This is a genomic window from Gilliamella sp. CG16 (assembly GCF_046635785.1).
GTDB lineage: Bacteria > Pseudomonadota > Gammaproteobacteria > Enterobacterales > Orbaceae > Gilliamella > Gilliamella apicola_I.
The window spans coordinates 323,300-347,993 of record NZ_JBIDFL010000002.1; the positions used below are offsets into that span (position 1 = coordinate 323,300).

Here is a 24,694-nt window from a genome sequence, read left to right on the forward strand (position 1 = left end):
ATATTGAAAAAATTTGACACAGTAATTAAAACTTAAGAATTTTTATCTTTTATTAATATCATCAATAAGATCTATTAATTTTTTTAGTCTAATGTTACATCAAGAACATTTAAATTAGATAAGGAGGATCAGCGAAACAATTTAAGTTAATTACAACTCATTGAGGGAATTATGATAAATTCCCTGTGATATCGATTTTTTTATTGAATAATAACAATAGGATACCTCATCAAACCTTAGTATAAAGATAAGATTTTATTGATTTTTCTGATTGTTATAATCGCGATGCATTATATGGAAAATAATCATATCCGTAATATTAGATATGATAGTTTCCGTTTTTATTGTATTTTGTTTGTCATTGGAAAAAGTATTATTATCTAAAGTGAAAAATATCTCTGAAGCCGAATTTTCGATTTTATATCGCTGATTATGTTGAGTGTTATCTAATTTATCAACATTAATTGTACCTAAATTGTTGATATTATTTCCACCTGCTACATTGATATTATTAGTTTTGATAATTCCTAACCAATCATTCTTAAATTGCTTAGTTTCTGTATATATCTCATTTTTGGCAAATATCTCGCCATTATTATAAATTTGTCCAGCTTTAATAACGAGTTTATCCTTTGCGTTTACGATTTTTCGATTGTCAAAATTTTCACTGTTTATTTCAATTTTATTAGCGCTGATTTCCGCTTGCCAATCGTTTTTAAAATTAGTGCTTTTAGTCGTTAATCGCTCAACAGCTATTAATTTCGCTTGATTATAAATATCAGCTGTATCAAGTTTTAAATTTTTATTGGCAGTAACTTTATTGTAGTTATCAAACCTACTATCTTCAAATGAAACCAAATCATTAACAGTAATACCATTTAGACTTATTTCATCGGCATTCACCTCTCCTAACCAATCATTTTTAAAATAATTACTGGATATTGCTATTTTATCCTGAGCCAATAATTTTCCTTGATTATATAATATTTCAGTAGAATTGATTTCAAGTTGTTCTTTAGCAATAATTTGATTGTAATTATAGATTTTTGATGAAGATAATTTAACTTTATTCGATTTTATTATGCCTTCCCTACCATTTTCCAATTTGCTAGCGTTTAAAGATAGCGACTCCTTTGCTAACAATTGACCAAAGTTGGATACTTCTTCAAGTTGTAAATTCATGTTATCTGCATCAATAACACCAAAGTTAGTTAAATCTGTCCCTAAGTCATCATTTTTGATACGTATTTTTGAACTTTTTAAAATACCTTGCCAATCATTTTTTAAGTTTTTGATATTTAATTCCATCTTATCTTTAAATGCGATATTACCATTATTGTACATTCCGTTAGTTAATCTTATATTAGCCCAATTACCGGTAATCCAACCATGGTTATCAAATTGCATACCGTTTACATTGATTCGATCCTCTGCAATGATTTTACCTTGCGATGTATTGGTTATTTTCGATTCAGATGTGTTTCCTAAGTTTACCGTTGGTGATTTTACTTCACCTTCATTAACGATATTATTTCCTTCTAATGAAACATTTTCTCCAGCTTGAATTGAGCCTTTATCCTTATTGGTGATATTATCACTATGTACGATTAAATCTTTTTCTGAGGTTAATTTGTTCTCATTTGTCACGTCATCTGCAACTATGTTTAATTTATCCTTAGCTTCAACTTCACCGTAATTTTCAACGTTTTTCCCCTCTAAATCTACATCTGCTGATTCAATTTTCCCTTCCCAATCATTTTTTATATTATCACCTGATACACTAATTTTATCGGTGGTTGATACATTTCCCGCATTTTCAGTATAATTAGCAGAAATTTTTATCATTTGTGCTCTTAATCTTCCAACATTTTTGGTACGTTTGGCTGTTATTGTAATAGCTACAGCATTTATATTACCTGTCCATGTACTAATAAATTCTTGACTAAATGAAGTAATATTTTTTCCTGCTGACAATTTACCCTCATTCGCAACCAATTTAGATGCTTTTAGATTGATATCTTCTTTCGCTTCAACGATTCCATAATTTTTTACTTCTGTTTTTGCCATTAAACTGACATTTTTTTGAGCAGCAATTGTGCCATGATTTTCTATTTGTTGACTGTTTAATAAGATGTCTTTTGTTGCTTTAAGATTACCACCGACATTATTTAAAATTTTACCATCCACCGATAAATTTAACGTCCCCGCATTAGCCATAAGTATTCCATTATTACGTACACCTACCCCTGTTTCGGTACCTATCATCTTAATTTTTCCAGCATACATTCCACCTAACGCTGAAACATCCAGTGCAAACTCAGGTTGCGCAGTATTGGGGTCTGATACGATTTTTTCAATCTTAGTCAGATCTGCTTTCACTTTGCCTTGACCGGTCACAATAGTGATTTCTTTATTTGCCCATAACTTGGCATTGACATTCACACTACGTGCGATTAAATCGGTGTAATCTTGCCCTGAATTTTTTAATCCATCCCCTGTAATGGCTATTTGCCCTTTTTCAACATGATAACCAATCAATTGTCCATCTTTCATTAATGGTTTACCGGTCGTCAAGGTTGCCCTATCTGCATTAATAAAACCACAACCATTACAGGTTATACCGGCCGGATTGGCGATGATCACTTGGGCTTTTTGACCGGCCACCTCGATATAACCATTTAATTGGCTGATATTTTGCGAATTCACTTCGTTTAGTATGACTTTGGCGCTATTTTGCAGTGATGCATTACCATTAATATCACCGGCTAATTGTGTTTTACTACCGTCACGAGAGTTATTTAAAATGACGCCATTTTTTGAAACATCAAATTGCGTATATTTATTATGTGAAACGCCCCCTTTTGTTGGCGTTGCGATATCAATTTGTGTTACGCCGTTTGGTAAGCCTTGAATGGCTGGGCGTTGTGCTTGATTGGCATTTTGATCGACAACGATATTATTTGCGTAACTAGATTCAACAATGCCAACCATACCTAATGCGATATAGGATAAAAATACTAAGGGTTTTAACATAAAGGATTGATTTTTATGTTTAGAAATCACTTCAATTTTTTTTGTAGTCTGATTATGACTTGTCATGACTTGATGGGAACTAACCATTTCGGATACCACAACATACAATCCACGAGTCTTATTAAAAACAATACGAAAAAAATTCTTGTTCATAGTATTTCTCACCTTTCATCTATTTTCTAACATGCTAAGACAAATCATATTTATCTATTAAACAATGGGTCATGCTCAATAAATCCATATTTTTTTTATAATTAACCAAACAAATAATTATTGAAATTGATACAACTAAAAATGACAACGATAAGATTTATATATTTGGAACCATTACCACAATTTGATTGCCCCTAAAATAAACAGGCAAATAGCAACGGAAAATTTTATATGATTTAGATAACTTAATTTTTTTATAATAAACTTTAACTTCATATTTAGTCAAAGATTTTATTTATTTTTTTGTCAATTTTCGAGTTTAACTAAGTTAGACTTTAATTCTTTTGAAGTTTATGCCACACAATAAAATCTTAATATTTGGTTTGATAGTCCACGTATTAAGGAGTTCATGTCAAATCAGATGCATTATTAATCCGATTAACAAATCATTGATGTTTTTTGAACAGTTAAATGATCAATGTTTTTAATAAACCTTCATCACAAAATTATCGATGAAAAACAAAATTTTATTTCAAAATAATCTGTCAATAGAGGGAAGAAAATTGAACGAAAGGATTATCAAAGGAACGAAATGTGGCATTATTGGCTTATCAGTCATTTAAACACAACTGATAAACCAATATGATATTTTACCGAGATAAAATTTTATTTATCATGATTAAAACTTTTAAATATTGGATAAATACTAATCACTGATTTCTTGTAATTCTTTTGCATTTATCTGTCCAAAATTTTCTATCCCATTTTCAACTTTTAATACAAGAAGATTAGTATCGATAACGCCAAACCAATCATTTTTGAAATGTTTACTGACACCGTCTATTTTATTTTGGGCAAATAACTCTCCATTATTGTAAAACTCTGTTACGTTAATCTTCAATGTATCATTAGCACGGATTGATTTTCGATTATCAAATCGTCCTTCAATTATTCCTTCTTCATTTATTTGTCCTTCTATTTTAATCGTGTTGGCACTGATTTCACCTTGCCAATCATTTTTAAAGTTGTTACTGATTATATCTAATTCTTTTGATGAATGAATTTTTCCTTGGTTATAGCCATCTGTAACTTTAATCGTTAACTTTTTAGCAGCAGTGATTTCATTGTAATTTCTAAAATTTTCAAACTGAGTAAATATTTCATTAGCCTTTATTAGGCTTTGCCAATTATTTACAAAATTACTGCCTGATAAATAAAAATAAGTCGCTAAAATTTTCCCATAATTATATAAATTATTAGTAATCACATTCATCGAACCAACCTCTATTAGACCATAGTTGGTAATATCATTATCAAAATTAACAGAACTAGGCTCAATCATAGCGTAATTGGAAGATAGTTTACCGTTCCAATCATTTTTAAATTCATGATAGTTAAAATGTAAATTTGATTTTATCGCAATTTGACCTTGATTATACACTTTTCCCATCGATTCAATATCTCCAGCATCACCACTTACCAATCCCCAATTATCAAAATGTTTCATCGTTATGGAAACAGCTTTATCGGCTTCTATTTTTCCACGCCAAGTATTAACCACGGTTCCAACATGTCCGGCACTTAAAACTACAAATGAACTTTTAATATTACCTTCATTAACTATATTTGTTCCAGATAATGAAACAACTTCTCCAGCTTGAATTAAACCTGTATCTTTATTGATAATATTTTTTTCACTAACGACCGATATTTCCTTTCCAGATGTTAGTTTATTTACGTTCATAACATCAGCAACAATGCTTAATTTAGCCTTGGCATTTACTTCGCTATAATTCTCAAAATCTTTCCCTTCTAAGGTAATATTTTTCGACTGAATTACACCAAACCAATCATTTTTGATTTTATCACTCGATACAGTAACGCTTTCTCCTGCTGATAAATCACCCGCATTTTCGGCATATGATGCTTTAATTTCCACCTTTTCAACCGCATTCATTTTGCCCACATTTTTAGTGTGCCCTGATTTTAATACAATTGTGTTGGCGCTCACATTCCCTGTCCATGTACTAAGAAAGCCCTCACTTTCTGCGCTAAGATTATTGCCTGCAGACAATCTATTTTCGTTGGTAATCAATGTATTAGTTTTGATTTTGATATCTTCTTTCGCTTCAATAATCCCATAATTTTTTATCTCTGTTCTACCCAACACGTCGACATTTTTTTGACTGGCAATTGTGCCATGATTTTCTAATTGTTGACTGTCTAGCAAGATATCTTGTGTTGCCTTAATATTACCCCCCACATTATTTAAAATTTTACCACTAACCAATAGATTCAACATTCCCGCACTTGCCATGAGTGTCCCATTATTACGAACACCTACCCCTGCGTCAGTACCCACCATCTGAATTTTTCCGGCATACATTCCGCCTAACGCTGATACATCTAGAGCAAACTCAGGTTTTACAGTATTCGTGTCTGATACCACATTTTTAATTGTTGCCAGATCTGCACTCACTTTGTTTTGACCTGTCAGAATAATGATTTCTTTATTCGCCCACAATTCCGCATTAACCTTTACACTACGTGCAATTAAATCGGTATAATCTTGCCCTGAATTTTTTAATCCATCCCCTGTTATGGCTATTTGCCCCTGTTCCACGTGATAACCCGCCAATTTTCCATTTTCCATTAGCGGTTTACCGGTGGTTAAAGTTGCCCTGTCTGCATTAATAAAACCACAACCGTTACAGGTTATGCCTGCCGGATTGGCGATAACTACTTGGGCTTTTTGACCGGCTACCTCGATATAACCATTTAATTGACTGATATTTTGCGAATTTACTTCGTTCAATATTACCTTGGCGCTATTTTGTAGTGATGCATTACCATTGATATTACCGGCTAATTGCGTTTTACTACCGTTTGAAGAGTTATTTAAAATGACACCATTTTTTGATACGTCAAATTGGGTATATTTATTATGGGATACGCCATCATTGTTTGGTGCTGTGATATCAATTTGCGTTACACCGTTTGGTAAACCTTGAATCGTTGGGCGTTGCGCTTGATTGGCACTTTGATCGACAACGATATTATTTGCGTAACTGACGCCAGTCATACTGACCAGTCCTAACGCAACATAGGATAAAAAAACTAACGGCTTTAATAAATAAGATCGGGGATTATCGATCGAGTTATTGTTGACGTGAATACGCTTGCCTTGCTGACCCTTACTAACCACAACGTGATGTGATTGTGCAATATCAGACACAACAACAAATAATCCACGAATCCGATTAAAAACAATACGATAAAAACGTTTATTCATAATATTTTACCTTTCATCTTTTTGTTAATAGCCGTAATAAATCATATTAATATTAAATTATGGACAGCAAATTTTCTAAAATGACTTCAGAATCAGATAAGACTATTAAAAAATTTAATACGAATTCAACTATAACGGCTGCGTTATGATTAATGCTTTAAAAAGCACGCAAATGACTTACAGAACACTTAATGACTTTTATTAAGCTAACGGTGCAAACAAAATTTTTATATTGTTTAGATAACTTAATGTTTATATATTAAACTTTAAATTTTCATTTAGTCAAAGAATTTTACCTAATGAATTGTAAGCAAATTTTATTTTCAAATTTCAAAATGGTTAAAAACGAAGACTTGTATTGATATCTTTTTTTGATAATGATTAAAGGTGAGAGATAACTGTAGATAACATTTAACATAATAGAATCTTAATAACCTGATTTAGCAAACGAGAAATAACGTTTGGTAAACCAGGTGAGTAATTTTATCAATTATAACTTACTGTCATGCATTTTATTGATTAACGAAAATACCATTGATCACGCCAATGTTGTTAATATAGGCTATTTTAGATTCAATATATTTTGCATTAATTATTCCATGGCTGTCGTTGGTCAATGTCCTAGCTGTTAATTTAATATAATCATCTGAAGTTATTTTTCCTTCGTTATAGATGAGGTTAGCGAGTATACTAATTGATTTATTGACAGATAGCGTTCCATAATTATTAAAATTATAGTCAATATCTAAATCAATAGTGTCTGATGCTATCCAACCAAACCAATCATTATGAAAATTTCTACCGTGTAACTGTATTTTATTTTTAGCTAGTAACTGACCATTATTGTATAAACTACTTACGTTTAATTTGAAATCATCATTGGCTTTTGCAAAATTTCGGTTATCAAAATTTCCGCCTTTGATTTCGATTTGGTTAGCATTGATTTCGCCTTTCCAATCATTTTTAAAGTTATCAGTTTTTATTGCCAATTTATCGGATGCAAAAATCTTCCCTTGGTTATAGCCGTCTTTCACTTTGATCACCGATGAATTTAATGCACTAATTTCATTATAATTATCCAACTTATTGGTATCCATTGTAATTAAATCGGCTTTGATTTCACCTTTCCAGTCATTTTTAACTTCATTGCCTTTTAAAATGATTTGTTTATTGGCAAATAATTTTCCTTGATTATAAAACTGGTTACCTCCATTAATTGACAGTAATTGACCCGCCTTGAGTTCATTATGATTTTCAAAATTACGCGTATTTATATCCACCTCATCAGATTTGATAATACCTTGCCAACTATTTACAAATGCATTGTTTACTACAGATAAAGTATGATTAACTAAAAGTTGACCATAATTATAAACATTATTATTCAAAATATTTAAATTATCAGCATTGATGACGCCATAATTAGTGATAGTAGCATCCGATTTCGTTTTGTTGATATGCATATAATTACTGGCTAATTTGCCATTCCAATCATTTTTAAAATCTTTAATGTATAAATTCAAATTGTTATTTAGCGTAATTTGACCTTGGTTATACATATAATCTTGTAATTCCATTGATCCATTATCCGCATTTATCTGTCCAGAATTCTCAAATTGATTAGCATGAATATCAAATAATTGCTTAGCATTGATTTTTGCTCGCCAAGTATTCACAATTTTCCCAACCTCTCCTTCCCCTAAAAATACTGAGTCACTATTGATTGTGCCATCATTGATGATGTTCTTTGCAACTATTGAAACTTTGTCCTCAGCTTTGATCAATCCTGTATCGCTATTTGTAATGTTGGTTCCTTTTAACAATAATTGCTCATCTGATAGTAATTTATTGATATTATTTATATTTTCTATCGATATCACTAAGTTTTCAGCAGAATTAACTTCGCCATAATTTTCAAAATTTTTCCCATTCAAGTTAATATTTTTAGCGTTAATAATCCCTTGCCAATCATTTTTGATATTGTCGCTTGTTAGGGTAATTTGTTTTCCTGCCGTTAAGTTCCCATTATTTTCTGCAGTTGAAGCATTAATGGTGACAGTTTCATAGGCTTTCATTTTACCCACATTTTTAGCTTGCTTAGCATTAATCACAATGTTATTCGCTTTTACATCCCCTGACCAAATACTAATAAAATCATCACTGGTTGTTGAAAGAGAATTTTTTGCAGACAGTTTTCCTTCATTGGTAATTAACGTATGGGATTGAAGTTTAAGGTCATTTTTGGCTGTGATTGTGCCTAAATTTTTAATTTCAGATTGACTTTTTAAGACAGTTCCTTCAGAGGATTGCATCGTTCCTTTATTAATAATTTTGCCATCAGCAGAAAGATTCAATGAACCGGCACTCGCCATCAGTTTTCCTTCATTTCGTACCCCTACACCATTTTCGGTACCGACCATTTTAATTTTACCTGCATACATTCCGCCTAGCGCAGAAACGTCCAATCCAAACTCAGGCTGATCAACTTGATTATTAAATCCTTGCTTTTCAATGGTATTCAAATCAGCACTTACTTTAGCTTGTCCTGTGATAACATTAATTTCATTATTTGCCCATAATTCCGCATTAACATTGACACTACGTGCAATTAAATCGGTGTAGTCTTGACCTGAGTTTTTTAAACCATAGCCATTAATTTCAATACGTCCGCCATCAACTTGGTAACTTTGCAATTTACCATTATCCATAATGGGTTTACCCGTCGTTAACGTGACTCTATCAGCATTAATAAAACCGCAACCATTACAAGTTATACCGGCAGGATTGGCGATAATGACCTGCGCTTTTTGACCTGCAACTTCAACATAACCATTTAACTGACTAATATTTGGAGAGTTAACTTCATTTAAAATCACTTTTGCACGATTTTGTAATAATCTATTACCATTAATGTCGCCAGCTAATTGGGTATTAGTTCTTCCTGTCGCATTATTGAGTATGACACCATTTTTGGATACATCAAATTGGTTATATTTGTTGTGAGAGACACCGCTATTACTTGGCGCTGCAATATCAATTTGTGTTACGCCATTTTGCAAGTTGTGCACATTAGGGCGTTGTGCTTGGTTAGCCGTTGGATCGACAACGATATTATTGGCATAACTGACATTAACCACACTAACCAAACCCAATGCAATATATGACATAAAGACTAAAGGTTTTAATCTGCAAAACTGAACATGCTGGATTGGATTAGGGTTAACATGAACTGTTTTGATTTGTTTAGCATTATTGGTTACGACTTGATGCGATTTAGTCATTTCAGATACCACAACAAACAATCCACGGACTTTATTGAAAATAATGCGATAAAAATTCTTATTCATAGTATTTACACCTTTCACCTATTATTTTGTTAAAACGTAAAAAATAAAATCATCATATTAAACAAATGATTATTTCAATAAATCTACAAAAATAGTTAAATACGGCAATACAAATAATATTTTGAATTTAATGCAACAAAAGGAAATCGATAGGATGATAAATTACGTTAACATTAGCTAGTTATCCACTAATTAACCATCATCCTTGGTAGAACAGAAAGAAACAGACACACCAAATTAACATCATTTAGATAATTTGATTCATGTATAATAAACATTAAATTTATATTTAGTCAAAGTTTTATTTGTGCATCCGTAATTTACATTTCTTTGTTAATCCAAACAATTTTTAGGGTTAGCTAAGACTTTTGATAACAAGATTTTTTAATTTATTAATTTATCACTTAATTTATTTTCTGTTTTGTTAAAAAAGTATTTCTATTAAGCAGATAGTTGGTGTGATCAAATCGGTTTTAATATTTGGGCACTTGATGATGTTTTAATTTTATTCGGTCTAGATATTTCTATTACCAGTAATTTTATTGATATTAATTAGGTAAGTTATAGAAATTTTTATGTTTTTTGGGGATTAAAGTGAATGAGTAGAAAGCTCATAAGTTGACAAAGATTGAAAAAATTAATTTTTAAGATCCTAGCTTACCTATTGATGATATATTTCAGTAAACTAGGATCTTATCTTTACAACAAAACAGAATTAATTGATCAAATTAATCTATTCATCTTTTGCATTAGTGGACTTTCCATTAATTAGACCACGATTAACGATTTTATCAGATAAATTGTCAGTAATAATTTCAGCATTAATCACACCATGCCAATCATTGAGAAAATGATTACCCGCTAATTTAATCTCTCTTTTCGAAATCACATTGCCTTGGTTGTATGTATAATTAGAATTAATAGTTAACTGATCACCAGCTTCAACCTCACCAAAGTTTTCCATATTTGTTATAACATTCAGATCAATATTTTCAGCTTTAATTGAACCAAACCAATCATTTTTTAGGTTGTGACTGACTACTTTTACTTGTTGGTTAGCCAATAATTCACCATTGTTATTAAAATCATTCAGGTTAATATTCATTGTATCATTCGCTATTAATTTATTACGGTTATCAAATCTATTACCTGTGATTTCAATGTTATTTGAATTTATTTCACCAAGCCAATCATTTTTGAAATTATTGCTATTAATTAATAATTTGCCTTCAGTTAAGAGCTTAGCTTGATTGTAAGCGTTTTCGACATTGACATTCAGCTCAGAATTAGCAAAAACTTGATTGTAATTGTCAAATTTTGCACCTACCAACGTAATATTATTAGCTTGTACTTCGCCTTTCCAATCATTTTTGAAGTTGTCACTCGTTATAGATAAATCATTTTTTGCCAATAATTTACCTTGATTGTAAACATTCTTAACATCAATATTGAGTAAGTCATTGGCATTCATTTCGTTATAATTAATAAATTCACCCGTTTCGTTAACTTGATCATTGTTGGTTTTAATGTTCACAAGATTTATTTGATCAGCATTAACTTTACCGTTCCAATCATTTTTAAATGAATCAAAAGATAGATTAATTTTGAAACTTGGTGTTTCTGAACTTTCAGAATGTGGTGAAGGTTCGGGTGAAATTGATGATAAAATTCCTTGATTATAAAGTATTCCTTTTACGGCGATATCGATGGATTGTACACCATTAACAGCACCATAATTTCTAAAGTTATTGCCTTTTAAATCAACGATTTTCGATTGCATTGTACCATTCCAATGATTAAAGACATCATCACTAATAACATTCATATTTTCTATTGATGCTAACACACCGTTATTGGATAACATTTTGGAATTTATGGATAATTCTTTTTGCGATCGAATCAGACCTGTTGAATGATTTTGAATGTTCTGACTTGCTAGCGTTAATTTATTATCTGAGGTTAACGTATTAATATTATTTATATCTACAACGTTAATGATCAAGTTGTCAGTTGCGTTAATTTCTTTATAATTTTCTAGATTTGTTCCTTCAAGTTCTATATTTTTTGACTGAATCACACCAAACCAATCATTTTTGATTTTTTCACTTGATACAGTAATACTTTCTCCTGCTGATAAATTCCCAGCATTTTCAACACTTGATGCTTTAATTTTCACACTTTCAGCCGCATTAATTTTCCCCACATTTTTGGTTTGCGCTGCGTTTAATGTAATATTATTAGCACTCACATTCCCTGTCCAGGTACTCAGAAATTCCTCACTTTCTGCACTAAGATTATTGCCTGCTAATAATCTATTTTCGTTGGCAACCAATTTTTCAGCTTTTAGATTAATGTCTTCTTTAGCATTAACAATGCCATAATTTTTTACTTCTGTTTTTCCCGTTAAAATGACATTTTTCTGACTAATGATTGTGCCATGATTTTCAATATTGTCACTCTTCAATAAGGTGTCTGTCGCAGAATTAAGATTACCACTTACGGTATTTAAAATTTTGCCATTTGTTGATATATCTATCGTTCCCGCACTGGCCATAAGTATCCCATTATTACGAACACCTACCCCTGCTTCAGTACCGACCATCTTAATTTTTCCGGCATACATTCCACCTAACGCTGAAACATCCAGCGCAAATTCAGGTTGTTCAGTATTGGTGGCTGAGGCGACTTTTTCAATCTTTGTCAGGTCTGTACTCACCTTCGCTTTACCTGTCACAATATTGATTTCTTTATTAGCCCATAACTTGGCATTGACATTAACACTGCGTGCGATTAAATCAGTATAATCTTGCCCTGAATTTTTTAATCCATTCCCAGTAATGGCTATCTGACCTTTTTCTAATTGATAACCTGTTAATTTTCCATCTTCCATTATCGGTTTACCGGTGGTCAAGGTTGCTCGGTCTGCATTAATAAAACCACAACCATTACAGGTTATGCCGGCCGGATTGGCAATAATCACTTGGGCTTTTTGACCCGCCACCTCGATATAACCATTTAATTGGCTGATATTTTGCGAATTCACTTCGTTTAATATTACCTTGGCGCTATTTTGTAGTGATGCATTACCATTAATATTACCAGCTAATTGTGTTTGGCTATCATCACGAGAGTTATTTAAAATGACACCATTTTTTGATACGTCAAATTGGGTATATTTATTATGGGATACGCCATTATTGCTTGGTGCTGCGATATCAATTTGTGTTACACCGTTTGGTAAACCTTGAACGGTTGGACGTTGTTCTTGGCTGGCATTTTGATCAACAGCGATATTATTTGCGTAACTAGATTCAACAATACTAACCATACCAAATGCAATATAGGATAAAAATACTAAGGGTTTTAACATACAGGATTGATCTTTTTGCTTACAATACCCTTCCATTTTTTTTGTGGTTTGATTATGACTAGCCATGACTTGATGAGATTTAACTATTTCAGAAACCACAACAAATAATCCACGAACTTTATTAAAAACGATGCGATAAAAATTTTTATTCATAGTATTTTTCACCTTGTATCTAATGCTGATGTCTGAAAACAAAAGCATATTAAGTTATTAAAAATTAATTAAATTTATAAAAAAAATTAATATCCTTTTATTAACAAGCAAAGATATTAATGGGTTACTACAACTTGAAAAAAATATACAAATTCTGTCATTCGGGTATTTATGGGGATTTTCTATTAACCAACAGAAGATTAATTAGTTTTGATTATCATCAATTTTATGTCGTTAACATGAATAGTTTGACCACTGACTCAATATTTAAAAATTGACGTAAAAAGAACAGTATTTCAAATCACTCATTGGATCTTATTAACAAATAGCTATTGGTTAAATATTGTTTTTATTTGATATATAAATGTAAGTTAATCTTATTTAACATGACTAATAAATATCAAAAAAACAAATAATACTGGAACTGATTGATTTCACAATGGTGTGTCTTTTATTGATTGATGTGAAATTGTGCCTATACCACAAGGCATTCATTGGATAAATAAAGTGTACTATATAAACATTTATTTGAGGTTCGGTCAAAGACTTTATTAAATTATTTTATATATTATTGAAAGAATTTAATTCAATTTTAATTTAAATCAAAAAAATTTAACTTTAGTAAATTTTTATATCAATGTTTTGCGATTTTAATGTTTATTTTTTAATAAGATGAAAAAATTAGTTTCTAATTAACCATTATTTTTACTTTACTACGTTTTTTCGACATTTATTGCTTTTTAAAGAATAGTGGTGGTTTTAGGGGTAAAAATTTATATGAACAGCATCTAAAAACAGCAATGTTAGAGAAAAGAAGAATTCCATTTGGTCACAATTTTTTTAAGATAGCTAACATTAAAGAGCAGGTTAAATCGGTTTCTATTTTCAGTATATGATTATTTAAATTTCGAAAAATAGACCCTGGTTTTCTAATTTTTTATACATAGAAAACCAGAATCTTAAGTTATAAACAACTGTTCAAGTTAAAAAACATTAGCAATCCATAAGTTATAGTTGATTTTCATCATTTATAATTCCTGTTATTAATCCATAATTCTCAATGTGATTCACTTTCGTTTTAATGTATTTTGCATTCATCACAGCTTTCCAATCATTTCTAAAATAATCAGCATATAACCAGATGTGCATATCAGAATCAACTCGTCCGTAATTATAAAAATTCTTTGTCACAATATTCATTAAATTACTTGTTTCAAATTTTCCATAATTCGATAACTGAGTCGAAAGAATATCTAGGTTTTCAGCTTTAATCAAACCATACCAATCATTTTTAAAATTGGTGCCGCCTATTTCTAGATCTCCAAATGTAAATAAAGTCTTGTTATTGTAGAAATCATTAACGTTGATAGTTATATATCGATTAGCTTTTATTTCGTTCATGTTGTTCATTTTTCCACCGGCGATATCCAGTTTATCGGCATCAACATGACCTGCCCAATCATTTTTAAAGTCTGCACTATATATACCAATATGATTATTAGATGTGAACCGACCTTGATTGTAGATGTTGTTAACAATGATTTGTAGATCATTAGTCGCATTAAAGGTACTATGATTGTCCAGTTTATTAGCAAATATTGTCACTAAATCAGCTTTAACAAGACTTTCATTTCCTTCATTTGAAAAATATGAGGTATTAATATCTAAATTTTCATCAGATAATAACTTAAATTTGTTATATAACTGTTTAACATCGATTTTTAGGGAATCTTGAGCAGTTATCAAACCTTTATTTTCTAATGTTGTACCGGATAGATCAATTTTGTCAGCGCTTATTGAAGCATTCATCTCATTTTTTAGTTTGTCACCCTGAATGCTTAATTCATGTTTCGCCAATATCTTCCCTTGGTTATAAAAATCCTTAGATTTAATTTTAATTTGATCTTTTGACTGTATCGAACCAAAGTTAGAAAAACTTTCATTGACGATCTGTTGGTCGAATTCAATTAAATTAGCGTTGATTGTTCCTTGCCAATCATTTTTAAAATTCTTATTCTGATTTACTTTTAGAGTTTTTATTGCATCAAATTGACCATTATTGTAAAAATCATTACTTTCAACGATTATTTTACTGGATGAGTATACCGAACCTTTATTTTCAAAATAATCATTATTGGCATATAATTCACCGACTTTTATTTTGCCAAAAGCGGTATTAATAAAGTCACTACCCACTTCATAAAAATAGCCTACATCGATAAGACCTTCGTTAACACTTTTATGTGGATTTATTAACTTGAAATAATCAGCTATTATTTTGCCATTGATGCCATTGTTATAGTTTATTTCAGCAGATATATCCAATGCGCCAGTTAAAATTGTACCATCAGAATCGAAATTTTGTGTTATAACTTCCGCATCATAAGCGTTTATTATTCCGTCTTTTTTGTTAGAAAATTCTATACTATTAATCCTGATTTCGTTTCTTCCCACTAATTCATTAAGATTCGTGATACTTTTAACATTCATAGTTAATCTATTGTCGGCAACAAGTTGACCATAATTGACAAATTCGTCACCAAAAATTTTGATATTATTTGATTCAATTTTGCCTTTCCAATCATTTTTGAATTTTCTACTGTTTATAGTGACTTCTTTTTTAGCAGCTAATTTTTTATTATTTTCAAACTGATTTGCGAGCAGATTAATTGTGTCATTTACGTTAATATTGCCTGTATTTTTTGCCATATTCGCATTAATTTTTAGATTTTGCGCTTTTATATTTGCTGAATAACTATTATCAAACTCTTTACTCGTTGTTGTAATCTGTTTACCCGAAGATATTAATCCTTGGTTACCAACCCAACTTTCTGCATTAAGCGTGATATCACCTTGCGCATTTAATCTATCAACATTTTTTATTTCTGCTTTACTGGATAATACAATGTTTTTTGAACTTTCAATTGTTGAATGGTTTTCAATTCCACCATAAGTCGTTTTGAATTCAAGGTTTTGCGCTGAACTGATATAACCAGCATTAATTACTTTGCCATCGTTGGTTACAGTTAATGTTCCTGCATTTGCCAATAACGTCCCATTATTTCGTACACCAACGCCATGTTCTGTCCCAACCATTCTAATTTTATCCGCATACATGCCCCCTAATCTTGAGACATCTATGCCAAACTCGGGTTGTCCAACGTGATTATCAAAGCCTTGTGTATCAATATGTTTTAAATCCGCGCTAACTTTTGCTTTACCCGTTATGACATTGATTTCTTTATTTGCCCATAATTTAGCATTGATATTGACACTTCGAGCGATCAGATCACTATAATCTTGTCCGGTATCATTTAGACCATTACCTGTAATTTGAATATGACCTTTTTCGACCAAATAGCCTTCTAGGTTACCATTTGTTACAATCGGTTTACCGGTTGTTAACGTGGCTCTATCTGCATTGATAAAGCCACAATTATCACAGGTAATCCCAGCTGGATTAGCGATTATCACCTGTGCTTTTTGTCCGGCGACTTCAATATAACCATTTAATTGGCTGATATTGTTAGAATTAACTTCATTTAAAATGACTTTTGCGCTGTTTTGTAATAGTGGATTACCATTGATATTTCCTGCTAGTTGTGTATTCGTGCCACCAGTAGCATTATTAAGAATCACACCCTTTTTTGACACATCAAATTGAGTATATTTATTATGAGACACACCGTTTCTACTCGGTGCAACAATATTGATTTGTGTTGTACCATTTTGTAATTCCTTAACGACAGGACGTTGATTTTGATTGGCTAAGGGATCAACCACAATACCTTTTGCATAAGTTGTACCAACAATACTTACCATACCTAATGCAATATAGGATAAAAATGCAAGTGGTTTTAATGTGCAATATTTTGTATCGTTATTTGAATTCTGTTTAATATCCGTTTTTTTAGCTTTTCGGCTGCAACGTGATATCGCCTGATGTGATTTTACAATTTCAGATACCACAACGAACAATCCACGAGTTTTATTAAAAACAATGCGATAAAAATTTTTATTCATAGTATGTCTCACCTTTCATAGATCTACTCTTTTTTACTCAAAAAGAATCGGAATTTTCTTAAAAACCAGTCATTTTATAAAAATCAATTTATTCTATAATCAAGGCATAAATTAAGATTACTGTTTTACAAAATGACTAATATCAATTAGTTACTACAATGAAAAAATGACTACAGTGTAATTAACAATCTGTTAATTGAATTGAATCAAATCCAATTAATATCAATAGTTAATATAACTTTTTACTGCAAAATGTAATGTGAAATTAAGCTCATATCCTTTAGTCATCGTTTTGTATAAGTTATCGATAGTTAACTTTCATAAAATAGAACTATTCAAATAAGGTTAATTCAAGTTATAAAAAGGAAATTTAATAGAATCTAACAACCTGTATAGCGAAATTAGATGGCTATTCTTTTATGGCTGACTGAATGCTTACAATCAACAAAAATAGTGACCTTTTTAATGTTATGTATCTTATCTTGGTGGTAAGAGTTAAGACTTTTCCGCGATTAATAAACACTTAAAAAAACTGTAATCAATTTATTAATATTTGATCGTTTTATCATCAGTTTACAAAGTAATGATAAAACCCATAATTATGCGGTTTAGATAAGATAACTTATATATAATAATCTTTAAATAAACTTTCAGTCAAAGGTTTATTTAAAATATCTTCATTAGCTTTACAAAAAATTTTTTTAATTTTTCTTCATTAACTAATGCATTAATTATTATGGAGTTATTTAATTGATTTTATTTAGTACTTATTATTGTTTATTGAAAACAATAATAAGTACTAATTTATTGTTGGCTAAATGATAGGTAACACTAATAAGTCCAATTTAAATAGAATCCGAGTGTTAAATGATTAGTATTAAATTTGTCAGGTTTATGTAGGGGCACGCCAGCAAACATATCATAATAAAGACCAAAGTGACGTCCTCTGATTCCGATAGCCGAACCGACTAATTTTTTACCCGTCAGATTTTCGGAATTTCCCCCAAATACGCCACCGGCATCCAGTCCTAAATATAATTGCTGGTTTAGTGGCGTATACCATATTAAATCATTGCGAATAAACCAGCCATTATCGGCACTTAACATCTCTTCACCATCAAATCCTCGTACCGTCCAACGACTACCAATCGAAAATCGATCCGGTGCAGTTAATTTATTACGTCGAGTGTATTGTCCTTGTGAATCAAGGCTGTATCCAAAATTTTGATTACCGAGTTTAAAAGGCACATAAACCGACAAATTAGCATTAATGATATCGGTTAGAGCACTACCGATTTCAGATTTTTCTTCAAATGCTTTTTGTGCGCCAAACCAACGTACGCCTTTTTGATAAGATGCACCTGCATAAACAACGATATTATCGAAGTAGTGACTATGCTGTAAGCCAATTCGCCAATTGCTTGTTTTGCGCCGCTGAATTTCGATTTCGGTATCATTGATGAAATTGTGAGACTCTCTTAAATTGATGCCATAACTTAATATTGTTTTTTGCGCTTCATTACGGTGCAATACTCGGCTTATTTGAAAATTATAATATTTACTCCGTCCTTTATATTGATAATCGACCACATCCGAAATTTTTTGATTATAGGTATTTGCATACATCGAGGCATCAAAAAGCCAATAACCAAATGGGACAGAATAGGCGAATAGATAATTTTTTGAGCCATAATCGTCCACGCCCTCTAAATTATGTCCACCAGAAACATAAAAACTGTCACTAAGACCAAGTGGATTATCCAAATAAAGTGTGAGCCCACCTTGATAGCGACCCGTACTTTTTGATCCCGAATTATCTAACGATAATCCTATTCGCCAATATTTCGATTGTTGACGTTGGATAACAATATCTGTTTCACCGGCCTCTTCTCCTGGTAATAATTGGATTTGAGCACTGGCAGTTGGAATTCGCTGAAAATTTTCAAGTCCTTGTTCGATAGCGCGTAAGTTAAGTAAATCCCCTTTTTTTAATGGCATATTACTTGTTAAATTGGCTCTGGTGTCACTATCTGATGAATAAAAAATATTTCTTACCGTTCCTTTCAGCAACAATAAAGTAAATGTTCCTGAATTAAGATCTTGTTGAGGCGCCAAAACCCGTGTTGTGATATAGCCATAACTAATAAGCTGATTTTGTAATTCCGTCATCAGTAAATTTAAACCTTTGCCACCCAAGCAACGACCTTCCGCTTGTTTGGCTAACGTATTTAACGGTATGGTAATTGGAAAGGCATCACGTTCTAACAATTCAACATGTTGAATCGGAAAACAAAATTCCTCTTCAGGAAAATTGATCGTCTGAATTTTTTGTAAAGGTGACATTAAACTTACATTAGGTGTTTTAGTTGACAATGCCTCTTCTGTTGCTTTTTGCCTTTCTTGTTGGTAGATCAGCTGCTGATCACTGATCTTTCGTTCTTGTGCTGTCGGTAACTGCTCAGCAAATACGTTATTTGAAAAGATAAAACTTATTACTACAATTAACAATACTCTGATTTTCATCATTTTTCCTATTATTGTATTTTAGTTTGCGCTAATGTTAATTCGATAATCGAATTTAGTCCATAAAAAAATAGACATGCGTTAAAAATAATCAGTTCAATCGTTAAAATCTTTTCTAAATAAAAGAAAATATATTAGGATATATCAGCATGAAAATTTGAAATAAATCGTTTGAAATCTCGCAGGCAATATTTTGATTATACTAATTGATAATTATGATTCTTTTACGTTTAATATTTATGATTATCTTTGTCGAGCTAAAGCCAAAGTTAAAGTGATTAAAAATAATGAGATGACAATTGACCAATTGAAAAAATTAAACTTTTCTAAAATTGTTCTCTCACCAGGACCGGGGAGTCCTAGCAATGCAGGAATAACTCTTTCCGTTCTAGCTGAATTCAATCGTAGCTGCCCAATATTCGGGATCTGTTTAGGACATCAAGCAATAGCACAGTATTTTGGATATGAGATTGTCAAATCTCCGCAACCAATGCACGGTAAACTCGATAATATTAATCATGATAGTCAAGGAATCTTTACTGGAATTGACAATCCACTGACGGTAGTGCGTTATCACTCTTTAATGGTAAGGGATAATTTATTACCTACATCATCACCACTCATTGTCACCGCACGAAATAAACAAGGATTGATTATGGGATTACGCCATAAATATTTACCTATTGAGTCGGTACAATTTCATCCTGAAGCAATCAAAACAGATTGTGGTTTGCAAATCATCAAAAATTTTGTTCATCAATAGGATTTACATGAAAGTTCATATCGATTTTGAAGGTCAACATAAATATTTTTGCGATCCCATAAAAATATTAGCAACAACTAAAGTGTCATCCGTAAAAAAATGCTTAGAAGAGATTGAATCATTTATTGCACAAGGATTTTATGCAGTAGGATATTTAGCCTATGAGAGTGCAATGGGCTTTAATCAGGCTAATCAAACCCAATCCAATCCGCCTCAAGATACCGATTTACCTCTACTATTATTTGGTATTTATGATAAATACTCATCTCACCCCCCTAAATCAATACCTCATTATCAGGCAGAACCATTAGTATTAAGCTGTGATACAACTATTGAAGAATATAATCAAAAAATTGATTTTATCCGTTCTCAAATTGAATTAGGAAATACTTATCAAACCAATTATACCATTCAATTTAAAGCGCCTTTTGACGGAAATCCGATTGATTATTACTATTTTCTTCAAAAAAATAATCAGGCAGATTATTGCGCTTATTTTGAACATGATGATTATCATATTTTATCGATTTCACCCGAGTTATTTTTTAGGATTGAAAATAAAACGATTACCACCAAACCGATGAAAGGCACGGTAGGACGAGGTTTGACTACACAACAAGATAATCAACAACGCCTTTTGCTGATGTCAGAAAAAAATCTAGCAGAAAATATGATGATTGTTGATTTACTTCGCAATGATTTAAGTCAAATTTCCAAACCAGGCACGGTTGTTGTACCAACGCTCTTTTCTGCTGAAAAATATCCAACCGTGTGGCAATTAACCTCAACTATTGAGGGGCAATTAATTGAAGATATTCATTTATTCGACATTTTTCGAGCATTATTTCCATGCGGTTCAATCACCGGTGCGCCAAAAGTTAGTACGATGCAAATTATCGCTCAAATTGAGAACACTGCTCGAGGGGTCTATTGCGGCACGATTGGATATATTGAACCATTTGGGCATAAAATGGTATTTAACGTGCCAATTCGCACATTAACGATAAATCAGCAATATATGCATTATGGTGTGGGTGGAGGGATTACCTGGGATTCCACTTCGCAAGATGAATATAACGAAATTTTAATTAAATCAGCAATTTTAAATCGTACAATTACCATACCAGAATACATTATTGAATCACTGTTACTTGAAAATGGTCAGTTTTTTTTATTGGATCAGCATTTAACAAGATTAACTGATTCTGCAAGTTATTTTAATTTTGAGTGCAATATCCGTATCATTAAGTTAGCCCTAATGAATCTGGCAAACACCTATTCTAAAAATTTGTATAAAATACGGATTTTACTTAGAGAAAATGGGCAGTTTGAGATTAATCATGATAGTATTATCACGCCTTTGCAAATCGCCGAAATTGAGTTTGCTCCAAATTGTGTTAATAACCAGAATCTCTTTTTATACCACAAAACATCAATTCGGCATCATTTTCCGGCACTACTCCCTGCAAAAGAGTATATTAACTTTAATCAACATGACGAAATCACAGAGTTTGTTAATGGTAATATCGCGTTATTGGTTGATAATCAATGGGTAACCCCCAAAATCACCTCTGGCTTACTGGCGGGGACAATGCGGCAATTTTATTTGGAATCAAAACAATTAGTTGAAAAAACACTGACTAAAAAAGATGTATTATACGCTGAAAAAATTGCATTCATTAATAGTGTTCGCAAATGGGTGGAAATTGATGATAAAGTTTTTAACCACTTCAAACAACAATTAAAAACTCAATGATATAAAGGTAACGATTTCGCCAACTCAATGGCGAAATGTTATCGAATCACTTAACGTATTATCAAGGTGGAAAAGTCACGCTCTTCATCCTGCCAACCTTTCGATAATGCATTGACTAATGCGGCATAGCCATTATTTTTTAACGCTATACGATGTTCAAAAAATTTTGTTTCAATATTATCTTTACTATCTTTAACAACCCAACGCCCTTTTATTATCGCATCGCCGGTGTAACTGCCATGAAATCCATCAATAAATAGTTTGACGGTCATTGTTGGGGTAGTAATTGCTTTGGTTGAAACTAAATAATGAGGTAAAAAAATCGCTAAATCTTGTTCTAAACGATCACCAAGTTGTTGTGAAAGCGATGATCCCCATAAATTGTTTGAGGCCGTAACAAACTGAATATTATCCGTTTGCAAGACAATCCCTTGTTTGTTTAAAAAACTAGCTACATCTATGGATTCAATCCATATAAAACCATGCGCTGAATTCAAGGTTTGTGAACGTTGATTTTGTAAATGACTCTCTAATTGAAAGTAATGTTTTTCAGCGGTTCCTGAAGAACAGCCAACTAATGTCGTTAATAATGCCATAATCCCAATTGTAAAAATGCGATTTATTATGCTTTTCATTATTTTTTACCTTTTGCTTTGGGTTCCAAATCTTGTTTAACAGGTGCAGAGAATATTAAAGCATTGCTTTTATCATTCAATGTGCTTAACAATGGCGTTAACTCATCCATCATTTGTTGAATTTTTTGCAAACTCTCTTTTATTTGATTATTCATTTCTGAACCAGGTTGTAATTCTTTCATTGTATCGTTCAATGAGCGTAACGCTTTTTGCAGATCTTTTGGCATCGTTTGCATCTCTTTGCTTGCCATGATCTTATTCAACGAATTCATTAAACGCTCACTCGATGCCAATGATTGATTAAACTGATCCATTGTTTTATTTAGTGGTAAATTATTGAAGTTATCTAATAATTGTAAAATTTTAGCTTGTATTTGTGCTATGCCTGTTGAAGTAGTGTCGATGGTATCATAACCATATTGCACAGCTGTTTTTTCATTGTATTCATTTTTTAAATCAGGGTAAAAATCCAAATCAATATACAGCGCACCCGTAAATAAATTTGATGTTTTAAGCGAAGCTCTTAAACCATTTTTTTGTTCTTCCATGATCTGCTTTGCAATATCGATTTTTTCATCCACTAAATCGGATAAACGATCAGGCTCAATCTTAATTAAGACCGGTACTTTTTGATTCAGTATTGACGATTCATTTAACATGTCTATGGTATAAAATGGCACTTTGCTAACCGTACCGAGTCTTATTCCATGATACTCAACCGGTGCGCCAACATTTAGCCCCGATATGGAATCTGAAATCATGATCAGGAACTCTTTATATTGAGTGTATTGAGATTCTTGTATCGACTTTTTATCATCGTATAATTGATATAATGCATACTGCTGTGCTGGAGCCCCCAATTTAGATCCGTCGGGTAAATCAAAACTGATTCCCCCAGATAACAGAACATCTAAAGAAGGAAAATTCAAACTTGCACCCATAGAAGAAAGTGTTAAATTAACTCCACCTTCTTTCCAAAATCTAACATTTTGTGTCACTAGCGCATCATAAGGCTCTTTGATGAAAATTTGATATTTCATTTTACGCGCTTCAACATCAAACAACGAGGTTTCTACATTCCCTACCCGATAGCCTCTAAACATCACTGAAGCACCACGCGGTATCATTCCGCTTTGATCACTTTCTAAATTTAACCGAATACCCTTAATACTAGGATCGGATATGGGTGGCGAATCGGACAATTCAAACGGATCATTTTTAAAGCTATGTTTATCATTTCCTGCGACTAATTCAATATAAACACCCGATAAAATCGTACCTAATCCCGTAACTCCATCACGCCCAATTTCTGGTTTAACCACCCAAAATATGGAGTCATTTTTAAGCAAAGGCTCCATATTTTTATAGATTCGTCCTTTGATGACAACTTGATTATAATCATCCGATAACGTCACTTGATCTATTATGCCTACATCAACACTACGATTTTTAATCACCGTTTTTCCAGCAACAATACCACTAGCATCTTTTGCCAGCAAAGTGAAGGATGTACCTCTATCAGCAAAATGAGAGTAAATTATCCAAAGCCCAACAATTACAGTAACAATAGGGATAATCCATATTGCTGAGATAGCTCTGATTTTGATAATTTTTGCTAATCTATTTGAATTTGTCATATGTTTCCT

At 31.8% G+C, this 24,694-nt stretch carries 10 protein-coding genes; 2 read left to right on the top strand and 8 right to left on the bottom strand.

The window, feature by feature from the left end; translation table 11 throughout:
• Positions 1-255: 255 nt before the first annotated feature.
• The 6 genes from ACGH47_RS04010 to ACGH47_RS04035 all read right to left on the bottom strand — a co-directional run bounded on the left by ACGH47_RS04010 (position 256) and on the right by ACGH47_RS04035 (position 19,897).
• Complete coding sequence (locus tag ACGH47_RS04010) at positions 256-3,186, bottom strand: filamentous hemagglutinin N-terminal domain-containing protein (RefSeq protein ID WP_411622816.1); 2,931 nt, start codon at positions 3,184-3,186, stop codon at positions 256-258.
• A 706-nt stretch (positions 3,187-3,892) separates the two neighbouring features.
• A complete protein-coding gene (locus ACGH47_RS04015; RefSeq protein ID WP_411622817.1) occupies positions 3,893-6,478 on the bottom strand; it encodes a filamentous hemagglutinin N-terminal domain-containing protein in 2,586 nt (861 codons plus the stop codon).
• A 512-nt stretch (positions 6,479-6,990) separates the two neighbouring features.
• A complete protein-coding gene (locus ACGH47_RS04020; RefSeq protein WP_411622818.1) occupies positions 6,991-9,825 on the bottom strand; it encodes a filamentous hemagglutinin N-terminal domain-containing protein in 2,835 nt (944 codons plus the stop codon).
• A 733-nt stretch (positions 9,826-10,558) separates the two neighbouring features.
• Complete coding sequence (locus tag ACGH47_RS04025) at positions 10,559-13,348, bottom strand: filamentous hemagglutinin N-terminal domain-containing protein (protein ID WP_411622819.1); 2,790 nt, start codon at positions 13,346-13,348, stop codon at positions 10,559-10,561.
• Positions 13,349-14,356: 1,008 nt separating this feature from the next.
• Entirely contained in the window at positions 14,357-17,371 is a 3,015-nt protein-coding gene (locus tag ACGH47_RS04030; RefSeq protein ID WP_411596957.1) for a filamentous hemagglutinin N-terminal domain-containing protein, read from the bottom strand.
• An 831-nt stretch (positions 17,372-18,202) separates the two neighbouring features.
• The gene (locus tag ACGH47_RS04035; RefSeq protein ID WP_267414180.1) at positions 18,203-19,897 is read right to left on the bottom strand and encodes a ShlB/FhaC/HecB family hemolysin secretion/activation protein; all 1,695 of its coding nucleotides are present in this window, start codon (positions 19,895-19,897) and stop codon (positions 18,203-18,205) included.
• A 190-nt stretch (positions 19,898-20,087) separates the two neighbouring features.
• Between ACGH47_RS04035 and ACGH47_RS04040 the strand changes: the two genes are divergently transcribed.
• Positions 20,088-20,657 (top strand): anthranilate synthase component II, encoded by a 570-nt coding sequence (locus tag ACGH47_RS04040; protein ID WP_411622820.1) that lies wholly within the window; start codon positions 20,088-20,090, stop codon positions 20,655-20,657.
• 7 nt (positions 20,658-20,664) lie between these two features.
• On the top strand, positions 20,665-22,413 hold the full coding sequence (gene pabB, locus ACGH47_RS04045; protein WP_411622821.1) for an aminodeoxychorismate synthase component I: 1,749 nt from the start codon (positions 20,665-20,667) through the stop codon (positions 22,411-22,413).
• Positions 22,414-22,463: 50 nt separating this feature from the next.
• On the opposite strand, the gene ACGH47_RS04050 is transcribed toward pabB, so the two are convergent.
• The gene (locus ACGH47_RS04050) at positions 22,464-23,048 is read right to left on the bottom strand and encodes a membrane integrity-associated transporter subunit PqiC (protein WP_411622822.1); all 585 of its coding nucleotides are present in this window, start codon (positions 23,046-23,048) and stop codon (positions 22,464-22,466) included.
• Entirely contained in the window at positions 23,048-24,685 is a 1,638-nt protein-coding gene (pqiB, locus tag ACGH47_RS04055) for an intermembrane transport protein PqiB (RefSeq protein WP_267377872.1), read from the bottom strand. The genes ACGH47_RS04050 and pqiB overlap by 1 nt, the downstream gene beginning before the upstream one ends.
• Positions 24,686-24,694: the final 9 nt, after the last annotated feature.